Annotated in this window: 15 protein-coding genes; 8 read left to right on the forward strand and 7 right to left on the reverse strand. The window is 58.5% G+C overall.

Annotated features, from left to right (window positions below; all coding sequences use genetic code 11):
- Window positions 1-3 precede the first annotated feature (3 nt).
- From CFT65_RS09400 to CFT65_RS09425, 6 genes are read right to left on the reverse strand one after another with little or no spacing between them, the layout of a single operon-like run.
- Window positions 4-1,740: a BatD family protein gene (locus CFT65_RS09400; protein WP_088827771.1), complete on the reverse strand. Its 1,737-nt coding sequence runs from the start codon at window positions 1,738-1,740 to the stop codon at window positions 4-6.
- Window positions 1,734-3,548, reverse strand: coding sequence for a VWA domain-containing protein (locus CFT65_RS09405; protein ID WP_088827772.1), 1,815 nt, complete (start codon window positions 3,546-3,548; stop codon window positions 1,734-1,736). Before CFT65_RS09405 ends, CFT65_RS09400 begins: the two co-directional genes overlap by 7 nt.
- Window positions 3,538-4,566 (reverse strand): vWA domain-containing protein, encoded by a 1,029-nt coding sequence (locus CFT65_RS09410; protein ID WP_088827773.1) that lies wholly within the window; start codon window positions 4,564-4,566, stop codon window positions 3,538-3,540. Before CFT65_RS09410 ends, CFT65_RS09405 begins: the two co-directional genes overlap by 11 nt.
- The gene (locus CFT65_RS09415; protein ID WP_088827774.1) at window positions 4,560-5,030 is read right to left on the reverse strand and encodes a DUF4381 domain-containing protein; all 471 of its coding nucleotides are present in this window, start codon (window positions 5,028-5,030) and stop codon (window positions 4,560-4,562) included. The genes CFT65_RS09410 and CFT65_RS09415 overlap by 7 nt, the downstream gene beginning before the upstream one ends.
- Window positions 5,027-5,968 (reverse strand): DUF58 domain-containing protein, encoded by a 942-nt coding sequence (locus CFT65_RS09420; RefSeq protein WP_088827775.1) that lies wholly within the window; start codon window positions 5,966-5,968, stop codon window positions 5,027-5,029. Before CFT65_RS09420 ends, CFT65_RS09415 begins: the two co-directional genes overlap by 4 nt.
- 37 nt (window positions 5,969-6,005) lie before the next feature.
- Entirely contained in the window at window positions 6,006-6,968 is a 963-nt protein-coding gene (locus CFT65_RS09425) for an AAA family ATPase (RefSeq protein ID WP_014577587.1), read from the reverse strand.
- Window positions 6,969-7,131: 163 nt separating this feature from the next.
- Between CFT65_RS09425 and CFT65_RS09430 the strand changes: the two genes are divergently transcribed.
- The 5 genes from CFT65_RS09430 to CFT65_RS09445 all read left to right on the forward strand — a co-directional run bounded on the left by CFT65_RS09430 (window position 7,132) and on the right by CFT65_RS09445 (window position 15,546).
- The gene (locus CFT65_RS09430) at window positions 7,132-12,018 is read left to right on the forward strand and encodes an NAD-glutamate dehydrogenase (protein ID WP_088827776.1); all 4,887 of its coding nucleotides are present in this window, start codon (window positions 7,132-7,134) and stop codon (window positions 12,016-12,018) included.
- A 65-nt stretch (window positions 12,019-12,083) separates the two neighbouring features.
- Window positions 12,084-12,767, forward strand: a complete 684-nt coding sequence (gene can, locus CFT65_RS09435) for a carbonate dehydratase (protein ID WP_088827777.1) — start codon at window positions 12,084-12,086, stop codon at window positions 12,765-12,767.
- Between the two features lie 120 nt (window positions 12,768-12,887).
- Window positions 12,888-13,061 (forward strand): hypothetical protein, encoded by a 174-nt coding sequence (locus CFT65_RS19025; protein WP_172408449.1) that lies wholly within the window; start codon window positions 12,888-12,890, stop codon window positions 13,059-13,061.
- Between the two features lie 124 nt (window positions 13,062-13,185).
- A complete protein-coding gene (locus tag CFT65_RS09440) occupies window positions 13,186-14,232 on the forward strand; it encodes a class I SAM-dependent methyltransferase (RefSeq protein ID WP_088827778.1) in 1,047 nt (348 codons plus the stop codon).
- Between the two features lie 165 nt (window positions 14,233-14,397).
- Window positions 14,398-15,546: a class I SAM-dependent methyltransferase gene (locus tag CFT65_RS09445; RefSeq protein ID WP_088827779.1), complete on the forward strand. Its 1,149-nt coding sequence runs from the start codon at window positions 14,398-14,400 to the stop codon at window positions 15,544-15,546.
- A 13-nt stretch (window positions 15,547-15,559) separates the two neighbouring features.
- Here CFT65_RS09445 and CFT65_RS09450 read toward each other — a convergent pair whose 3' ends face one another.
- Window positions 15,560-16,180, reverse strand: a complete 621-nt coding sequence (locus CFT65_RS09450; protein WP_088827780.1) for a riboflavin synthase subunit alpha — start codon at window positions 16,178-16,180, stop codon at window positions 15,560-15,562.
- Between the two features lie 158 nt (window positions 16,181-16,338).
- Here CFT65_RS09450 and CFT65_RS09455 point away from each other — a divergent pair, with 158 nt between their 5' ends.
- The 3 genes from CFT65_RS09455 to CFT65_RS09465 are packed head-to-tail and all read left to right on the forward strand — an operon-like array spanning window position 16,339 to window position 18,520.
- Window positions 16,339-17,232 carry a hypothetical protein gene (locus tag CFT65_RS09455; protein ID WP_088827781.1) on the forward strand — a complete coding sequence of 298 codons (894 nt, stop codon included), beginning with the start codon at window positions 16,339-16,341 and terminating at the stop codon, window positions 17,230-17,232.
- Window positions 17,233-17,292: 60 nt separating this feature from the next.
- Entirely contained in the window at window positions 17,293-17,970 is a 678-nt protein-coding gene (locus tag CFT65_RS09460; protein WP_008173132.1) for a TetR/AcrR family transcriptional regulator, read from the forward strand.
- Between the two features lie 55 nt (window positions 17,971-18,025).
- A complete protein-coding gene (locus tag CFT65_RS09465; RefSeq protein WP_088827782.1) occupies window positions 18,026-18,520 on the forward strand; it encodes a L,D-transpeptidase in 495 nt (164 codons plus the stop codon).
- The last annotated feature ends 2 nt before the right edge of the window (window positions 18,521-18,522 follow it).

Below are 18,522 nucleotides of genomic sequence, written 5' to 3' on the forward strand. Positions count from 1 at the left end.
CCCTCAGGACAGGCCCTCCGGATAGAGCGGAGGCAGGTCGGCCATGGTTTTGTCCGGTGTCCGTTTCCGGATATGTTCAAGGGCTCGTGCCAATGGTCGACCATCCCAGGCGTCGTGCTCGTGTCGGGGCGCAAAAAGCCTGGCCTGAAGCCTTCGGAGTTCCGTGGCCAGTGTCTCGTCGCCGAAATGATCGACAACGTCAGACGCAGAGCGGAAGCCGTGGCCGGGCGAGTGCAGATTTGCCCACTCCACCACAAGTTCCGGTGTCATTGCTGCGCCATCTCTCGCGGCCTTGGCCAGACGGTCGAAGGCGGCATCTTCATCCCGCTTGTCAGTCTGTTCCGACGTCACTTTTCGGCCTTTGCCTGACCACCACCATGCCAGTAACGTCCCGGCCCAGAGAATTCCCAGCAGCAGGCTGAGCCATTGCCAGAGTCCGGTTTCGTCAGCTGCCGGTTCAATCGAGGGTTCAATGTTGGCGGCATCGGGTTCCCGATCTGAACTGCCCTGGTCGGTTTGCGGGGGCGCAGCCGCGGCAACGGCATGCGGGTCTTTTACCGTCAGCGTTTTCTCCGGAATGACGGCAACACGTTCCCGATCCGCTTCGGTATCCCACCAGTAAATGCGAATGGCTGGCAACGTCATCTGTCCCGCCTCAACCGGTACCAGAGCCACGGATTGCTTCAGCGAAGAGGTCAGGCCCGCCGGCGTTGTTTCGGTCTGCCTCTCTGGCTCTTCCGGGTAACTTCTCAGTCCGTCCGGGACAGTATCGGGTAAGGGTGGCAGGGCCTCCCCGGGCAAGCCCGCCGCCGTCAGCCTGATCTCTCGGGTAATGTTTTCACCGGTCGCGACTTCCAGCGACGGGGGAAGCCCGGACTCTTCAAGCGACAAGCCGGTTGCCGGCAGCCAGGTATCTCCACTGAACTGGGAAGGAACATCCTTGACCGGCACCTCAAAAAGCTCCTCACTGTCCCTCAGAAAACGGAGGCTGCCGGAGGCATCCCTGGCCTGTCCCTCGAAGCGCACAGGGGGCAGATTCAAGGTTCCTGGCCGTTGGGGGAAGATCGCGTAACGGCGCTCCACCACGCGGTATCGCACACCGTCGCGATAGCGTGAAAATTCCTGCTGCCTGCCCAGGGATTCGATAATCACATGGGGATGAGTCGGCTCAGACAGCTCGCCGCGAATCAGGTTACCCCTGAAGAAAAGCCGCACTGTCAGGATCAACTGCTCCTGTACATAGACTTCATCCTTGTCGGCGGACAGCTCGATAAAACTGTCCCGTCCAGTCGCGGCCTGGTCCGGCGGCGAGCCGTCTAAGACTTCCACGGTAACCGGCTCCGAAACAGCATCCTTGAAGTTGAGTGCAGGGATGGTCAGTTCGCCGGTGGTTTTCGGTGCCAGTTGGTAGGTCCAGGTGATTTCGCCCACCATCTGACTGTTTACGGTGCGGATACTGTACTGCTGGTTCTGTGCCAGGATTTCAAAATCGGGTTCCACCTTCTCGATATCAGGCTTTGGCAGGCTCGACATGTCGAAGTCGAACAGGTTGCCGAGATTGATGTCGATCTCCATGCTGCCTTTTACGGTCAGGGTAAGAACCTCGCCCTCATAGAGACGGGTCCGGTCTGGCTCGACTGTCAGTTGCCGGGCCTGTGTATGGGTTTGTGCCTGGGCCGGCAGCCAGAGTGCCGTCAGAAGAAACAGACAGATGGCGGGTATCATCAGCCGTTTTACCATGGTGTATCGCCCTCATCGGATGGAGTCTGGCGTTGTTGATACTGCTGCAGGAACTTCCTCTGCAATAAGCCGCCCGGGTTGTCCGGGACCCGTCTGAGCCATTGCTCCTGGCTCTGGGTCAACGGCGTTTCAGAAATAGGGGCGGGCGCCTGAGCCTGGCCTGGCGATGATTCGTTGTCGCCAGATGCCTGCTCTGGGTTGCCGTCCTCGCCGGATTCCTGCTGATTCTGCTCATCGGCCTGATTGTTTTGCTGATCCTGGTTGCCGGGCGAGGACTGACTGTTTTCGGGGGTTTGCTGCTGATTATTACCCGAGCTGCCAGAATTTTCGCTTTCACTGTTTCCGTCCTGATTCTCACCGTTCTGTTGCTGATTGCCTTCGTTGCCCTGGGACTCTCCGGAATCCTGTTGGTTGTTGTTCTGGCTACCGTCCTGACCCTGTTGCTGTTGGTTCAGAAGCTCCTCGACAATCTTCCGGTTGTGCCGGGCATCCTCCATTTCAGGGGATTTTTCCAGGGCTGCATCGTAGGCAGCCAGAGCCTCCTGCAGTTTGCCGGCACGGGCCAGTGCGTTACCCCGGTTATAATTGGCACGTGGGCCCTGTGAACGGGCAAACGCCTGGGCGGCGTCTTCAAACTGGCCAGAATGATACAGTGCGGAACCTTGCCATTCCGGGTCATCCAGTTGCCGGGCGGCTGTTTCCGGGCTTTTCTCGATCAGTTCAGGGGCCCTTTGATCCTCCCGTTGCCAGAGCTCATCCCAGCTTATGGCTGCAGCTGGCTGTGGCCAGACCGGCAACAGCATCAGTGCGAGGGCACTGAAGGCACCGCGGCGCCAGCCCATTAAAACCAGGGGAAGGGCGAGCCAGAGTAGCCAATAGCCATCATCCTGCCAGCGACTGACCGTCAGGCCATCTTCTGACTCCTGCCATTCGTCGCTGTCCCTCGGGCTCAGGTTCAGGGATTGAATATCGGTATCGTCGAGGGTCAGCTCATGGCTCTGGCCACCGGTACTGCCAGCGAGTTTCGCCAGCGCTTCCGGGTCGGCGCGACTGATAACAATGTCGCCGTTTTCCCGGATAAAGCCGCGTCGGGCCAGGGGAATGGGACCACCTTCCTCGGTGCCGACAACCAGGGTATTCAACGCATACCCGGTGCCGGAGAGCGCATTTCGGATGGTTCCCTCGTAGCTATCGTTAATGCGGTCTGTGATCAGCAGTATGCGACCTTCGCCCGGTGCGCCCTGCTCAAGTAACGCCTTTGCGCGGGCAACCGCGAGATCCGCCCGGTTGCCCGTGGCTGGCATGATGACCGGGTCCAGGACGTTAAGCATGCCCTCAATGGTACGGCCATCCTCGGTCAGTGGTGTCACCACGTGGGCATCGCCCGAAAAGACCAGCAGGCCGGTCAGGCTACCTTCCCGAAGCTCGAGAATATCCCGGATTTTCCGTTTGGCCCGGGTCAGGCGATCAGGCTCCAGGTCCGTGGCCAGCATGGACAGTGACAGGTCCAGTGCAATCACGAGGCTGTCGACCGGTTGTTTCAGTGGGGTGGGTGCCTCCCGCCAGGCCGGCCCGGCCAGGGCCAGGGACAGAATGATCAAGGCAGCAGTAGCCGGAACCAGAGGCGATTTCGTTGCTTTGCCCGAGCTGCCATCATGACGAATCAGCGGCGATAGCAAACGGGCTGGAATAAGCCGGGACCAGCCGCTGTCGCCCAGGCGCATTTGCCGGAATGCCAGATACAGGATCGGTAACAGAAGGAGCAGCAATAGCCAGAACGGTCGCAGAAAATGGAAGTCAGCCCACATGCGTTTCCTCCTCCTTGCTCCGGCGGGTTTCAGCAACAAGTTCCCGCCCGTGGCGGACGAGGAACAGGGCCAGCCACAGAATGATCGCAAGCCCGGCGGGCCAGACATAGAGCTCGGTTACCGGTCGATAGAACTTGCCTTCAAGCTCGATCGGTTCCAGTTGATCGATGCTCTCGTAAATGAGTTCCAGCTCCGGCAGGCTGCGCGCCCGGAAATACTCACCGCCGGTTTGCTGGGCCATGCGGGTCAGCAGGTTTTCGTCCAGATCCCTGGAGGGATTGACTCGGCGCGAACCCAGCAGGCCACGCTGCACCATGGACTCGGCGCCAATGCCAATGGTGTACAGGCGGATGCTGGCAGCCGCGGCAATTTCGGTGGCCTTGTCCGGGGTAATTTCGCCGGCGGTATTGGCGCCATCGGTCAGCAGGACCACAACGCGCTGGTCCTGGGGCCGGTTTCTCAGCCGTTTGGTTGCCAGACCCACCGCGTCGCCAATGGCGGTGGCGCGCCCGGCCATGCCCAGGCCTGCCTCGCGCATCAGGGTTCTGACGGTTTCAAGATCGAAGGTGAGGGGAGCCTGGACGTAGGGCTCGGTGCCGAACAGGATCAGACCGAGCCGGTCGCCTTGTCTGCGGGAAATAAAGTCATCAAGCACTCGCTTGACCGCCTGCAGGCGATTGATGCTTCTGCCCTGCAGGACCATATCCTGCTCATCCATGCTGGGTGAAATGTCCACGACCAGCATCAGATCCCGGCCGGAAACCGGCATCTGAACCTGCTCGCCCAAATGCTGCGGCCTTGCCAGCGCAATCACCAAAAGGGTCCATATAAGAAACAGCAACAGTTGCTGCCAGATCGGTACGCCATTGCCGCGACGACTGACCCCGGGCAGGTCCGACAGCCAGTGGCCAACCGGCAGCACCGGCGCGTCGACCGATTGCCCCCTGGGCTTGCGCCATTTCAGGATCAGCGGTAACAGCACCAGAGCCAGTACCCAGGGCCAGGCAAAATTCAGCATTTCTGCCCTCCCAGCCACAAACGGGCGAACGCCAGTGCCTCGGTGGGCTCAGCCGAAACCGTGGGCCGCCACGCACTGTGCACCAGTGCCTCGGCAACTGGTCTGGAGGCAACCCGGTCTCTGGGTGCGGTGGTCATAAGGAATTCCACCCAGGCATCGCCAGTCAGCGCTTCCGGGTGTTGGTCGGGGTAGCGCTCACGGGCAGCCTGCTTCAGCAGGGTGTTCAGTTGTGCAAACCACGAGGGGTCGGGGCTGGCTAAACGCTCCAGTCTGGCGAGCTCGGCCCGCGCGAATCGGAACCAGCGGTTTCTTTTTCGTCGCCGGAGAACCAGCCAGGTCAGGGCGGCGAGCGCGGCAATGAGCAGGACGGCCAGAATCCACCAACCCGGAGCCGGCGGCCAGAAGCCACCGGTTTCGGGCAGGTGAATGTCCCGGAGCTGGTTGAGCGGATCCTGCGGGTTCATCCGATTCGCCCTCCGGGCCCCAGCAGCAACTTCAGGGTCAATGCGGGGTTCTCCGCCGTGGATAACTCTGCCATGGCAACGCCGGAAGTACGGAAGCACTCTGCCAGCCTGTGTTCATGGTTAGTGACTTTTTCATGCCAGGCCCTTTGGAACCGGGGATTCCCTGCGTCGAACCACACCGGACCGTCCGGACCGGCCACCGCAAAGCGTCCGCTTGTCGGCAGCTCTTTTTCCAATGGGTCCACAATTCTCAAAGCGCTGACGGCATTATGACGGGCGAGGGCTCCGAGCAGTGTGCCGGTCTCTGGCGAGATATTCAGGAAATCACTGATCACGAAAATCCGGCTGCCGGTATGGGCCACCCGGCGGGCCTCGATCAGTGCCGTGTCCAGCCGGCACTGACCGGCCTGCTCGTCCTGAACCGGCCCTCGGTTATCCCGTCGTTGCTGTTGGTCCAGAGTGTCCAGCAAGCGCAGCACCGACTTCTTACGACGGGCAGGGCGAAGGACGCTCAGGGTCTCACCATTGAAAACAATACCGCCCACTTGGTCCCCGGACCACAACGCCAGCCAGGCCAGAATGGAGGCGATCTGGGCACAGCGAACCTGTTTGAAGGCGCCGGTGCTGGCAAAGAACAGGCTGGGACCGAGATCGCACAGGAGCAGCACAGGCCGTTCCCGCTCTTCCTCATAAAGCTTGGTATGCGGTTCCTGACGCCTGGCCGTTACCCGCCAGTCGATGCTGCGGATGTCATCTCCGGGCTGGTAAAGACGGACTTCGGCAAACGCCATACCGCGGCCGCGCTGGGGTGAGCGCTGCAAGCCGGCGTGGCGGGAACGCACGGGGCGGGCAGAGGGCAGTTTCAGTGCCCGTGCGTCTGCCTGCAGGCGGATCAGATCCGGTAGGCCGATGTGCGTTATTGCTTCGGTGTTGCCCATGCCTGACGGCTCCCGTGTATTGCTTCCGTCGATGGCTTCAGGCGCTCACCGGAACACGTTCGATCAGCCGTTCGATAACCGTGTCAGCGGTCATGCCTTCGGCCTCTGCTTCGAACGTGAGGAGGATGCGGTGTCGCAGCACATCGAAGGCCATGGCTCGGACATCGTCGGGCGTTACGTAATCCCGGCCATCTAGCCAGGCCAGCGCACGGGCACAGCGGTCCAGGGCGATGGTGCCACGGGGGCTGGCGCCGAAGGCTGTCCAGCGGGCCAGTTCCGGATCCAGTGCCGCCGGGTCGCGGGTTGCCAGCACCAGGGCCAACAAATATTGCTCGACGGGTTCCGCCATGTAGATGTTCGCGACTTCCGCGCGGGCATCAAACACCTGGTCTGGCGTCAGGCGAAGGTCCGTTTTCGGAAGGCCATGACGATAATCGTTCCGGGCCAGTTGCAGAATGGCCTTCTCCGCTTCCGCCGACGGGTAGTGGATAACCACATGCATCAGGAAGCGGTCCAGCTGGGCTTCGGGCAGCGGGTAGGTACCTTCCTGCTCGATGGGGTTCTGGGTGGCCATCACCAGGAACAGCCGATCCAGCGGAAACGTGCGCATCCCCACGCTGATCTGGCGTTCGCCCATGGCCTCGAGAAGCGCAGACTGCACCTTGGCAGGCGCACGGTTGATTTCGTCCGCAAGCACCAGGTTGTGGAAGATGGGGCCGCGCTGGAATTCGAACTGGCCTGTTTCAGGCCGGTATATTTCACTGCCGGTGACGTCTGAGGGCAGCAGGTCCGGCGTAAACTGGATCCTGTGGAAATCGCCTTCGAGGTGGTCGGCAAGCGCCTTGATGGCGGTGGTTTTCGCCAGTCCAGGCGCACCTTCTACCAGCAGGTGGCCGTCGGCAAGCAGTGCGATCAGCAGACGATCCACCAGCTTTTCCTGCCCGATTATCCGTTTGGCTAACTGTTCCCGTAACTCACCGAACGTATGCTGTAGCGACATTGGAAATGACTGCTCTCTGTATCTGAGGATGTTCCGGAGAAACCCGTATCTTGCGTAGGTAGTTGCCGAAGTTTTGGCGTCTGGCCGGCAAAAATCAAGGGTTTGACTATGCTTATGTGACGATACGCCGATTACGTTTATTTCACACTAACTGAGGTCGACCATGAATGCGCTGACAGTGGCCAGCAAGGATCAATTCTTTGAACAGTTGGCTGACGCTTTCGCAAAGAAGATTTCCAAAACCGAAGCCAAGAAAATCAGCGAATTTGCCAAGCAGCATTATGCTCATATTCCCCTCGAAGAGCTGGTCAGTCGACGATTTGCGGATACCTACGGCGCCGTTCTGGCAGCCTGGCAGTTTCTGCAGAAGCGGTCTGCCGAGGAAACTCCGGTTGCTGTTTTCAACCCCGACCTGGAGAGTGACGGTTGGCAATCGACCCACACCGTTGTTTTTATCCTGCACCCGAACATTCCGTTTCTGATTGATTCCCTGCGCATTGCGATAAACCACCGGGAAATCGGTACCCATTCTATCCAGCACTCGATCCTCCAGGTAGAGCGGGACGAAGGTGGCAAGCTCAAGAAACTGCACACCTCCAAAAAGAAAGCCTCTGGTTCGGCCTACGAGGCCTTCATTGTTCTCGAGATCGATCGGCACAGTAATCCCGAGGATCTTCGGGACCTGGAAGATGCGCTCCAGAATGTGCTGCATGAGGTGCGGATCGCTGTCAGCGATTTCCCTATAGTCACAGAGAAGGTAAACGAGATTCTCGGCGAGCTGGAAAGCACCACCGCAGGCATCAATGATGAGCAGAAAGAAGAGGCCCGTGAATTTCTGGAATGGCTGGCCGGGGATCATTTTACGTTTCTCGGTTATGACGAGTACGACTTTGCCAAGGACAAAAGCGGCATGGTGGTGCGTCGGGTAGAGAATTCGGAACTGGGTATTCTTCGCGTCAATAACGAACGCCCGGACCGGGTTCGCCTGAATGAATTGCCACAGCGCACCCGACACGAAATGACCCGGTGCGACGATATTTTCATCTTCGCGAAGTCGGCCCAGCGTTCACGGGTGCATCGTCCTGCTTACCCGGACTACATTGCGGTCAAGAAATTCAACAGCAAGGGCGAGGTGGTCGGTGAACGTCGCTTCCTCGGCCTCTACACTGCTCGGGTCTACAATGAGCGGCCCGACGAGATCCCCCTGCTGCGTCGGAAGTTCCAGAGCGTAATGAAGCGGTCCGGGTTCCTCCGTGACGATTACGCCGGCAAGGAACTGGAGCAGATCCTGACGGTGTATCCCAGGGATGAACTGTTCCAGATTGAGACGGACGAATTACTCAAGGTGGCAAAAAGTATCCTGTATATCCAGGAGCGCCGCCGCATCGAGTTGTTCCTGCGGGAAGATGTCTACGGTCAGTTTGTTACCTGCCTGGCGTTCTTCCCCAGGGACATCTACAACACCGAATTGCGGTTGAAGGTAGAGCAGGTGTTGGTAGACCGGCTGGAAGCCGAGGACGTTGAGTTCGTAACGCACTTTTCCGAGTCGGTATTGGCGCGGGTCCAGTTCACCATCCGGGTACCCCAGGTTGAGAACCGCCAACTGCCTACGGCGGAGATCCGTGAAAAGGTCATGGAGCTTGCCCAGTCCTGGCGTGACGGTCTCTCCGAAGCCTTGACCGAGGCTTATGGTGAAGAGCAGGGCAATGAACTTTACCGGCTGTGGGCGGGTGGTTTCCCGGCCAGTTATACCGATATGTTCTCGCCCAGGCGAGCGGCTATCGATCTGGAGCACATTGCGGCATCGGCTAACAATCACGATCTGGCCATGAGCTTCTACCGGGCTTTGGAAGAGGATGAGAGCACGCTGCATTTCAAGCTCTTTTACCCCGATGAGCCCTTGCCCCTTTCGGATGTGATGCCGATATTCGATAACCTGGGATTCCGGGTTATCGGTGAGCACCCCTTCGAGGTGACTGACAGGCACAACAAGACGGTCTGGATCCACGATTTCACCCTCAAGGCCCACACCGGCAATATCGTGGACATTCACCGTATTCGGCCAATCTTTGAGGAGCTGTTCCGCCGGGTCTGGTACGGCGAAGCGGAAAACGACGCCTTTAACCGGATGCTGCTTTCTTCCTACATGAGCTGGCGGGAAATCGCGTTGCTGCGGACCTATGCCCGGTACATGCGTCAGATCCGGTTCTCCAACAGCCAGACCTTTATTTCCAACACCCTGGTAAATCATGTTGAGCTGACGCGGTTGTTGCTGGAGTTTTTCGAGATACGCTTTAACCCGGAGCGCTATCAGAGCCCGGGCAAGAGCCAGGCAGCCCAGCAGAAACTGGAAATCGAATTCAATGCCGGCCTTGAGGATGTTGAGAATCTCAGTGAGGACCGTGTACTTCGGCTCTACCTGGAGCTGATCCAGGCAACCTTGCGCACAAACTATTACCAGTTTGATGAGGCTGGCGGTCCCAAGCCCTATATCAGCGTGAAGTTCGATCCATCCCGGATTCCGGACATGCCTCTACCCATGCCGATGTTCGAGATTTTCGTGTATTCACCCCGCGTTGAGGGTGTGCATCTCAGGGGTGGCAAGGTCGCCCGCGGTGGCTTGCGCTGGTCTGACCGGTTCGAGGATTACCGCACGGAGATTCTGGGTCTGGTCAAAGCCCAACAGGTCAAGAACGCAGTCATCGTGCCAGTCGGCGCCAAGGGTGGTTTTGTTGCCAAACGCCTGCCCGATCCGTCAGACCGGGAGTCGTTCCAGGCGGAGGGCATAGAGGCCTATAAAACCTTTATCCGGGGGTTGCTGGATATTACCGACAACCTCGTGGATACGGGTATTGCGTCTCCGGACCGAGTGATTCGTCACGACGAAGATGACCATTATCTGGTGGTCGCAGCTGACAAAGGCACAGCCACCTTCTCGGATATTGCCAACGGACTGGCCGCGGAATACGGCTTCTGGATGGGCGACGCCTTCGCTTCCGGCGGCAGCAATGGCTACGACCACAAGAAAATGGGCATTACCGCCCGCGGCGCCTGGGTGTCGGTAGAACGTCACTTCCGGGAGATGGGTATCAACCCGGCTCTGGATGAATTCACCGCCATCGGTATTGGTGACATGGGCGGCGACGTCTTCGGCAACGGCATGCTTTGCTCCGAGAAGACCAAACTGGTTGCGGCCTTTAACCACGTGCACATCTTTATTGATCCGTCGCCGGATCCGGAGAAAAGTTTCAAGGAGCGAAAGCGCTTGTTCGGGCTCGCTCGCTCGGCGTGGACCGATTACGACAGCAAACTCATTTCCAAGGGCGGCGGAGTCTTCAGCCGGAATGCCAAGTCCATACCGGTCAGCCCGGAAATGAAGAAGCTGTTGGGCATCAAATCGGACCGGGTGCCGCCCAACATGCTGATCTCGCACATACTCAGGGCTCAGGTCGACCTGCTCTGGGTGGGTGGTATCGGTACCTACGTGAAGGGCGCCAGCGAATCCCATGGCGATGTCGGGGACAAGGCCAACGACGGTCTGAGGATCAATGGTTCGGAGCTGCGCTGCAAGGTGGTCGGTGAGGGCGGCAACCTTGGTCTTACACAGCTCGGCCGGATTGAATTCGCCCTGCGGGGCGGGCGCCTGAACACCGATTTCATCGATAATTCTGGTGGCGTGGATTGTTCCGACCATGAGGTCAATATGAAGATCCTGCTCAACCGGGCCGTGGCCATGGGCGATCTTACCAACAAGCAGCGCAACGTCATGCTGGAAGAGATGACCGACGATGTGGCGGAGCTGGTGCTCAAGAATAACTACCGGCAAACTCAGGCTATCAGTATTGCCAGTGAGGATGCGGCAACGCGGCTGGAGGAGTATCGCCGGCTGATGAACACCTTCGAGAGCGAGGGTAAGCTGAACCGGCCCCTGGAGTTCCTGCCGGATGACGAAACCCTGACCGAGCGCAAGCTGGACAAGAAGGGACTGACCCGGCCGGAATTGTCAGTATTGATTTCCTATGTGAAGGGCGATCTGAAACAGACCCTGATCGACAGTACACTGCCAGACGATCCGTTGCTGGCTGGGGAAATGTACAAGGTGTTTCCACGGGATTTGACCCAGAAATTCTCGAAGGAGCTTGGAGAGCATCAGCTGCGTCGGGAAATCATCGCGACCCAGATTGCCAATGACATGGTCAACCACATGGGGATTACCTTTGTGGAGCGTTTGAACCAATCGACAGGAGCTGATGCGGCCTCCATTGCACTGGCCTGGATCATCGCCCGGGATGTATTTCGTATTGATAACTGGTGGGACAGGATTGAGGCCCTGGATTTTCATGTACCGGCCCAACTGCAGATGGAGCTGATGCAGGACCTCATGCGCCTGATGCGCCGCTCGGTACGCTGGCTGTTGCGTAACCGTCGTGCTGAGCTCAGCATTCAGCACCATATGGAGCGGTTTGCCGACAGCGTCTGGGCAATTACTGCCGGGCTGCCCGAGTATCTTGGTGATCAGGCCAAAACCACCTGGAAAAAACGGCATCAGGCTCTTGTGGATGCTGGCCTTCCTTCAGAGCTGGCCTCCGTGGTTTCGGGTACCGGGTACCTGTATTCGTCCCTGGGTATCATTGAGGCCCACGAAGCCTCTGGCATGCCCCTGAAAACTGTCGCCAACCTCTACTATGAGCTGGGTGACCGCCTTGACCTGAACTGGTTTGCCAGCGCTATTGCGGCGATGCAACCGGCTTCCCACTGGCAGGCACTGGCCCGGGAGAGTTTCCGTGAGGATCTGGACTGGCAGCAGCGGGCTCTGACTACCGGCGTTCTGAAGCTGGCGGAAAAGCCGGAAGACGTATCTGCCTGTGTGGAGAGCTGGCTGTCGCGCCATCAGCAGATGATTGATCGTTGGAAATCCATGCTTTCCGAGCTCAAGGGGGTGAGAGAGCCAGAATACGCGATGTTCTCGGTGGCCCTGCGCGAATTGCTGGATCTGGCCCAGAGCACCATGCACCAACCACACACTGGGGCAGAGGTTCAGACCAACTGAGTATTGCTTTGAAATCCGCATTCCCGTTCAATCGATGATCGGGAACCATCAAACGGAGTGGGATAATGGGTCAGCTTGACCATCTTCTTGAAAAAAACCGGGCCTGGGCGGATGGCATCAAGTCTCAGGATCCGCAGTTTTTTCACCGCCTGTCGAACCAGCAGGCACCGGAATACCTATGGATAGGCTGTGCGGACAGCCGTGTACCGGCCAACCAGATCGTCGATCTTCTGCCGGGGGAACTCTTCGTTCACCGAAACGTGGCCAACGTGGTTGTCCATACGGATTTTAATTGTCTTTCGGTGTTGCAGTTCGCCATCGAAGTGTTAAAGGTGAAGCACATTCTGGTGGTTGGCCACTATGGTTGTGGCGGGGTGAGAGCGGCATTGCTCAATGAAGGGTTTGGGCTGATCAGCAACTGGCTTCGTCATGTTCAGGATGTCCGTGACCGGCACCAGCAGGTGCTGGATGATTTGCCAAGCGTTCAGGATCGCGTGGACCGGCTGTGCGAGCTCAACGTTGTTGAACAGGTAGGCCATGTCTGCCAGAACAACATTGTTCAGGAAGCCTGGAAGCGGGGGCAGCCACTCACGGTGCATGGCTTTGTCTACGATGTCGCTGACGGGATTCTCCGGGACATGGGGTTGTCAGTCGCCAGCGAGGAGGATCGTGAACGGGTCAGGCAGAATAGTATCGATGAATTGGTGCAGAGGCCGGTGCGCTCGGGGCGTCAGAAAAGCGTCCAGTAGAGAATGTTAAATTGCGTCAAAAAATCGTGATGAGCGTCACTTCCTGACCCTCGGCGTCATCACAGTTGGTCACCTCCCGCTTTGCTACAGTAGATCCTGCAGTAAGCGAGGAGGTAGACCATGAAAGAACTGATGCAAAAAGCCCTGACAGCCCTGAATCAGCGTAAAGACGGTACTGCCGGCCCGGATCAACGGGGTCGGGGACGCAAACCTTCTGACGCCAGCCAACCCGAAGACTGGGGCATGTCCCCTGAAGATGCTCTGCGTGTTGGTACGGTCGCCCGTTACAAGTAACTGAGTTTGCCATGGTATTTGCCCTCTGATAGCCCTCCGGTCTCTGCCTGCCTAGGGAGACGCGAGGGCTCATTCCGGTTAAAGTATCCCGTTTCCGAACCATCCACGCGGGATCAGCCAATCAATGTCATTGCCCAATTCCCATGACGCCGTGTTGCGAAACCGCCACCTGTTGCAGGGGCGGGTGGCCCTGTTGGGCGTAGCCGCCAACGAACTGCTGGCGAATCTGCCGGCCGGCGGTATAGCCATGAGTGAGCATGTCGGTGTGTGTGCTTCGCTTGCCGGACGCGACGGCTGGCAGATCTGTTTCGGCTACGACGACCCGGCACTGGCTGCCGGCACCTTTGACACCCTGGTCGTGTTTCTGCCCAAGGCGCGGGCGGAGCTTGACCTGCGTCTTGCCCTGGCGCGCTCGCTGGCTGTGCGGGGCGCCCGGCTAGTGCTTGTTGGCGAGAAGAAAGAAGGCATTGCCGGAGCCGTCAAACAGCTTAAAGCCGTGGCGCCTGAAGCGACCAAGACCGACAGTGCCAGGCACTGCCAGGTCTGGTGTGCGGAACATATCGAACCCCTGCCCGAATTCTCGCTTCAGCAGTGGATGACCTGGACCGGCATTGACTGCGAGTCGGTGCATCTGGAAGTCGCTGGGCTGCCGGGTATCTTTAGCCTCGGCGAGCTGGACGAGGGCACCAGGATGTTGCTGGAAACGTTGGACGAGAATCCGTTGCGATCCAGTTCTGTCCTGGACTTCGCGTGTGGCGCCGGTGTTCTTGGTGCCTGGCTGCACCGCTGGCATGAGCAGCAGAACCAACCCCGGGTAAAGGTTGACGGAATCGACGTTCAGTCCCAGGCGGTCGTCTGTGCCCGGGCAACCTATGAGCGCAACGGCGTTTCGGGACGCATCCTGGCCTCGGATGGCCTTTCGGGAGTGGAGGGCACCTGGCCCGTTATTCTGAGCAATCCCCCGTTTCATAATGGTGTCAGAACTGACCTGTCGATGACCGAACGCTTTCTTCGAGAGGTGGTGCGTCATCTGGCACCGGGTGGTGAAGTGCGCCTGGTGGCGAACAGCTTTCTGCCCTATGAGCCATTGATGAAGCGCTGCATCGGACCGGTTGAACGCCTGCGGGAAGATCGGCGTTTTACGGTCTATCGCGCTTTTCGCCGTTCCTGAACGAAAAAAGCCCCTGGGGTGAGGGGCAAGAGGTTCGCGTCCAGAACAACGGAGCCAACCGGAAAAGGGATATTCAGCGTGAACACCCTCCACGTTAGGGTTAATTTCTAGAATAAACAGCCTAGAATGGCGCTTTTGTGACAAAAAGCCCACAGGATGCCCGAAATGACAACTGCCGAACTCGTTTTTTCGCAAGGCACGCTGACTCTCAGCCGGCCGGGCACCGGTGATCCGACGCTCAGGGCGTGGGATGCGGCGGACGAGCTTCTGCTTGAAGAGGCTCTTGGCGCTGCGGCAGCCTTTGATGAGCCCCGGGTCCTGGTGGTGGATGACCAGTTCGGGGCTCTGACGTTAGGGCTTTCGCGGCTGTCGCCGACCGTCGTTGCTGACAGCGCTTTGTTGCCCGCTGCGTTGGCAAGTAATGTTTCCTTGAACCCCGAGTTTGCTTTACCTGAATCTGTTTTTAGCTGGATAGATCCCCCGGCAGGCCCGTTCGACCTGGTGGTATTGAGAATACCGCGCCAGGCTGACTATCTGGCCTGGTTGTTGCGCTGGCTCAATGGCGTGATGGCTGATGCCGGTGTCTTGCTGGCAGGAGGCATGATCAAGCATCTGCCCGCGAAAAGCGTCGACGTGTTTGCCGAAGCGGTGCAGACGGAGCAGGTTCTGCCCGCGAGAAAAAAGGCTCGGGCAATTCGTTGCCGGAAAGGAGCACCGAGTCTGGCGAATTGGTCAGCTACCTGGAAGGGGTATGGATTAACCGGACGGAACGGCGATGTGGCAGTCGAGGCAATGCCCGCGGTGTTCGCCAGGGAAAATCTGGATATCGGTACTCGCTTGCTTCTGCCCCATGTGGCGAAAGCGGTATCGACTATACAGTCCGGCGGCTCTGTACTTGATCTGGCCTGTGGCAACGGCGTGCTGGGCCTGGCGACGCTGGCGGAAAGAGGAGATCTACAGTTGGGTTTCAGCGACGTTTCAAGCCAGGCTTTGCTCAGTGCCCGCCATAATGTTGAACGAGCTTTTCCGGACGCCAGCACGACTTTCTCTCACAGCGATGGCATTGTTACAGGTACCGGCGCTTTCGACCTGATCCTTCTGAATCCGCCGTTTCACGAGGGTGGTGTGATCGGTGACCACATTGCCCAGCGGTTATTCGAGCAGGCTTCGCAACACCTGAGGCCGGGCGGTCGCCTGCTCCTGGTAGGAAATCGCCACCTGGGCTATCACCGAAGCCTGCGGCGGTATTTTTCTCTGGTAGAACAGCTGGATGCCAGCCCCAAGTTTGTGGTGTTCCGGGCCGGCAACCGCTAAAAGGTCATACGGGTTAAAGAGTGGGAGCCGGGCGGTCGTAACCCAGGCGGGCCAGGGTGTCCACAATGGTCTGGGTCTGACTGTCTATCTCTATGTTCACCCGTTCACCCTCTTCACAGGTGCCAAAGGTTGTGGTGCGCAGGGTCTCCGGAATCAGATGGATGTTGAACCGGTTGCCACGAACTTCGCCGATGGTCAGGCTGGCGCCATTGATGGCGATGTAGCCCTTGGGGAAGATGTAGCGGGCCCATTCGTCGGGGACTTCGAACCACAGCGTAACGTTGTTTTCCGTGCGAAGGATTTCGACGATGTTCGCCGCCGTGTGGATATGCCCTGACAGAAGATGACCGCCAATTTCATCCCCGATTCGGGCGGCCCGTTCGAAATTGACCTGGTCTCCGGTTTTCAGGTCCCCCAATGTGGTGAGTCTCAGGGTTTCCTGCATGGCATCGAAATAAAGCACGCTGTCTTCCTGGCGTGTCACGGTCAGGCAGGTGCCGTTGATTGCCACCGAAGCGCCAATGGACACGCCGCCTGCTTTGTCTGCCGGTAGCCTGATAGCAAAGGTGCTCAGTCCGGGCTCGGCACTGACGTCTTCGATGGTTGCAATGCCCTGGACAATGCCTGTGAACATAATCCCGACCTCGTTAGGTGTGGTGTGCGGATGCCTTTCTGGCAGGTGCGCCAAGGATAACGAGCGGGCTGACCAATGCCAAGGTTGAGGCGGGGGAATTCAAGTATCCGATGCGATGGTCGATACCTGTTTAAACCCCTGAATTCGGACAATCTGTCATGGCTGAAAATCAGAGTAAGGCTGCTAACCAGGCGAATGAGCCGGCGCAGGCCCCGGTACTGAGGCCAGGCCGGGCGGCCGATCCTGTGCCGGCGCCCATAACTGCGGGTGCCCAGGCTTCGGCGCCAGTATCCGCTAGTCAGGCCGCAGAAAATGCACCGTCCCATCAGGCCCCGGACACCGCTGCCAAAACCGGTAAACCGTTAGGTGGTGAGGAGTCACGGGAGGCGGACAGTCGCGGGACCGAGAGGGTGTTGGCAGAATCCCGGCAACGCAAACTTCGGCTGATGCTGCGGCAGTGTGACCGGGTGCTGCTTATGGACTTCGATCTGCTCGCCATGAACGGTTGGCCGGACAACTTTACTATGGCCGAGGCGCGCCGGGGTCGGGATCTATGGTTGTTCAGTGCGTTGATTGCCGCAGCCATCTTTCTGAGTGGACTGACCGGATTTGTCCCGGCCTGGATTGCCGGCGGCGGCTTCGGTGCCTTTGTGATCATTCTGTTTCTGGGAATACCGGCGGTACGCAGAATCTACACCACCAAGCCTTCCTATCTTGATTTGATCATGACCCGACGGCGGATGCTCCGAGAGGCAAGGCAGCACGTTGCTCATCTGGAGGGGGCAGATGGCCTTGTCTGGCAATGTGCCCGAATGGCTGATTTTAACCCTGCGCTGAAGAACACGCGCTTCAGCAATCTTCTCAGGTCGTCCGAGAACCGAGTCCTGTCGCGCCAGTTGAATCGTCGGGAGCACGTACGCCTTTACCTGATATACCTGCTGGAGGCAGAGAAGGCATACAGCCGCGTTCAGAAAGCCTTCTTCGAGGGTAACCAGGAAGCGATTGACCAGGGCTGGGAAGAGGTGGCGGCAGAGCCTGACCCCAGAACTTGACATGGATGCGCTTCAAACGTATGTTTCAAACAGACGTTTGCTAGAGGCTTTGATAACAAAATGGCGCAGTCTGATACCGTTGACCGGATTCTCGATGCAGCCGAAGAGCTGTTCGCCGACCGGGGTTTCTCGGAAACCTCGCTCCGAATGATTACCAGTAAGGCTAAAGTAAATCTGGCCGCTGTCAATTACCACTTTGGTTCAAAGAACGCCCTGATTCATGCGGTGTTCGCGCGCTTTCTGACGCCGTTTTCTGCCACGCTGGAAAACGCCTTTGATGAACTTGAAGAACGATGCAGCGGCAAGCCGCCAACCCTGAATCAAACGCTTTGGGCGCTCACGGAAAGTGCGGTGCGCATGCCCCAGCGTAACGAAAAGGGTATTTCGATCTTTATGCGCCTGCTCGGGCTTGCCTACACCCAGTCCCAGGGCCATTTACGCAAGTTTCTCGAGCAGGAGTATAGCGAGCCCTTCAGCCGATTCATGCGGCTGCTCAAGGAAGCGACCCCACAGCTGTCGTCGGTGGATCGCTACTGGCGAATCCAGTTCATGCTCGGGGCAACGGCGTTCACCATGTCCAGCAGCGATGCGCTGAGGGATATCCTCCAGAACAAGCTGGGTGTGGAAACCACCGTCCAGGAAATTGCTGCCCGTTTGGTGCCCTTCCTGGCCGCCGGTATGCAGGCTGAAGATGCCATGTTGATTCCGCCCGCCGGCAGCAAGGTCTCGGTTGCCTGAATTCCTCTGTCTCGGTTAGGCTCTCCTCTGAATCTCCATGGGAGCCTGACCGGTTTTGACGCATCCTGCATCAGTCCGCATTGACATTGATCTGACCCTCCAGCGCCTGCGGCTTGAAACCGAGGGCGGAGAGCTTATTGCCTCCTATCCGGTTTCCACCGGTTCACACGGGCCGGGTGAGAGCGATGGCAGTGGCTGCACTCCACGAGGCGAACATTATATTCGCGCGAGTATTGGCGCCGGAGTTCCGGAGGGAACGGTATTTCGTGCCCGGCGCCCGACAGGCGAAACCTATAGCGCCGAACTTTCCCGTCTACATCCTGACCGTGACTGGATCCTGAGCCGGATTCTCTGGTTATGTGGTCGCGAGTGGGGCAAAAACCGGGGCCCGGGTGTCGATACTTTCCGCCGCTTCATATACATTCACGGCACACCTGACAGCGAGCCTATGGGCGTGCCGCTGTCACACGGCTGTGTGCGGATGCGCAATGAAGACATTATTGATCTGTTTGAGCGCGTCGTGCCGGGAACGGCCGTTTCCATTCGATAAAC

It is taken from the genome of Marinobacter sp. es.048, from assembly GCF_900188435.1.
Taxonomy (GTDB): Bacteria; Pseudomonadota; Gammaproteobacteria; order Pseudomonadales; family Oleiphilaceae; genus Marinobacter.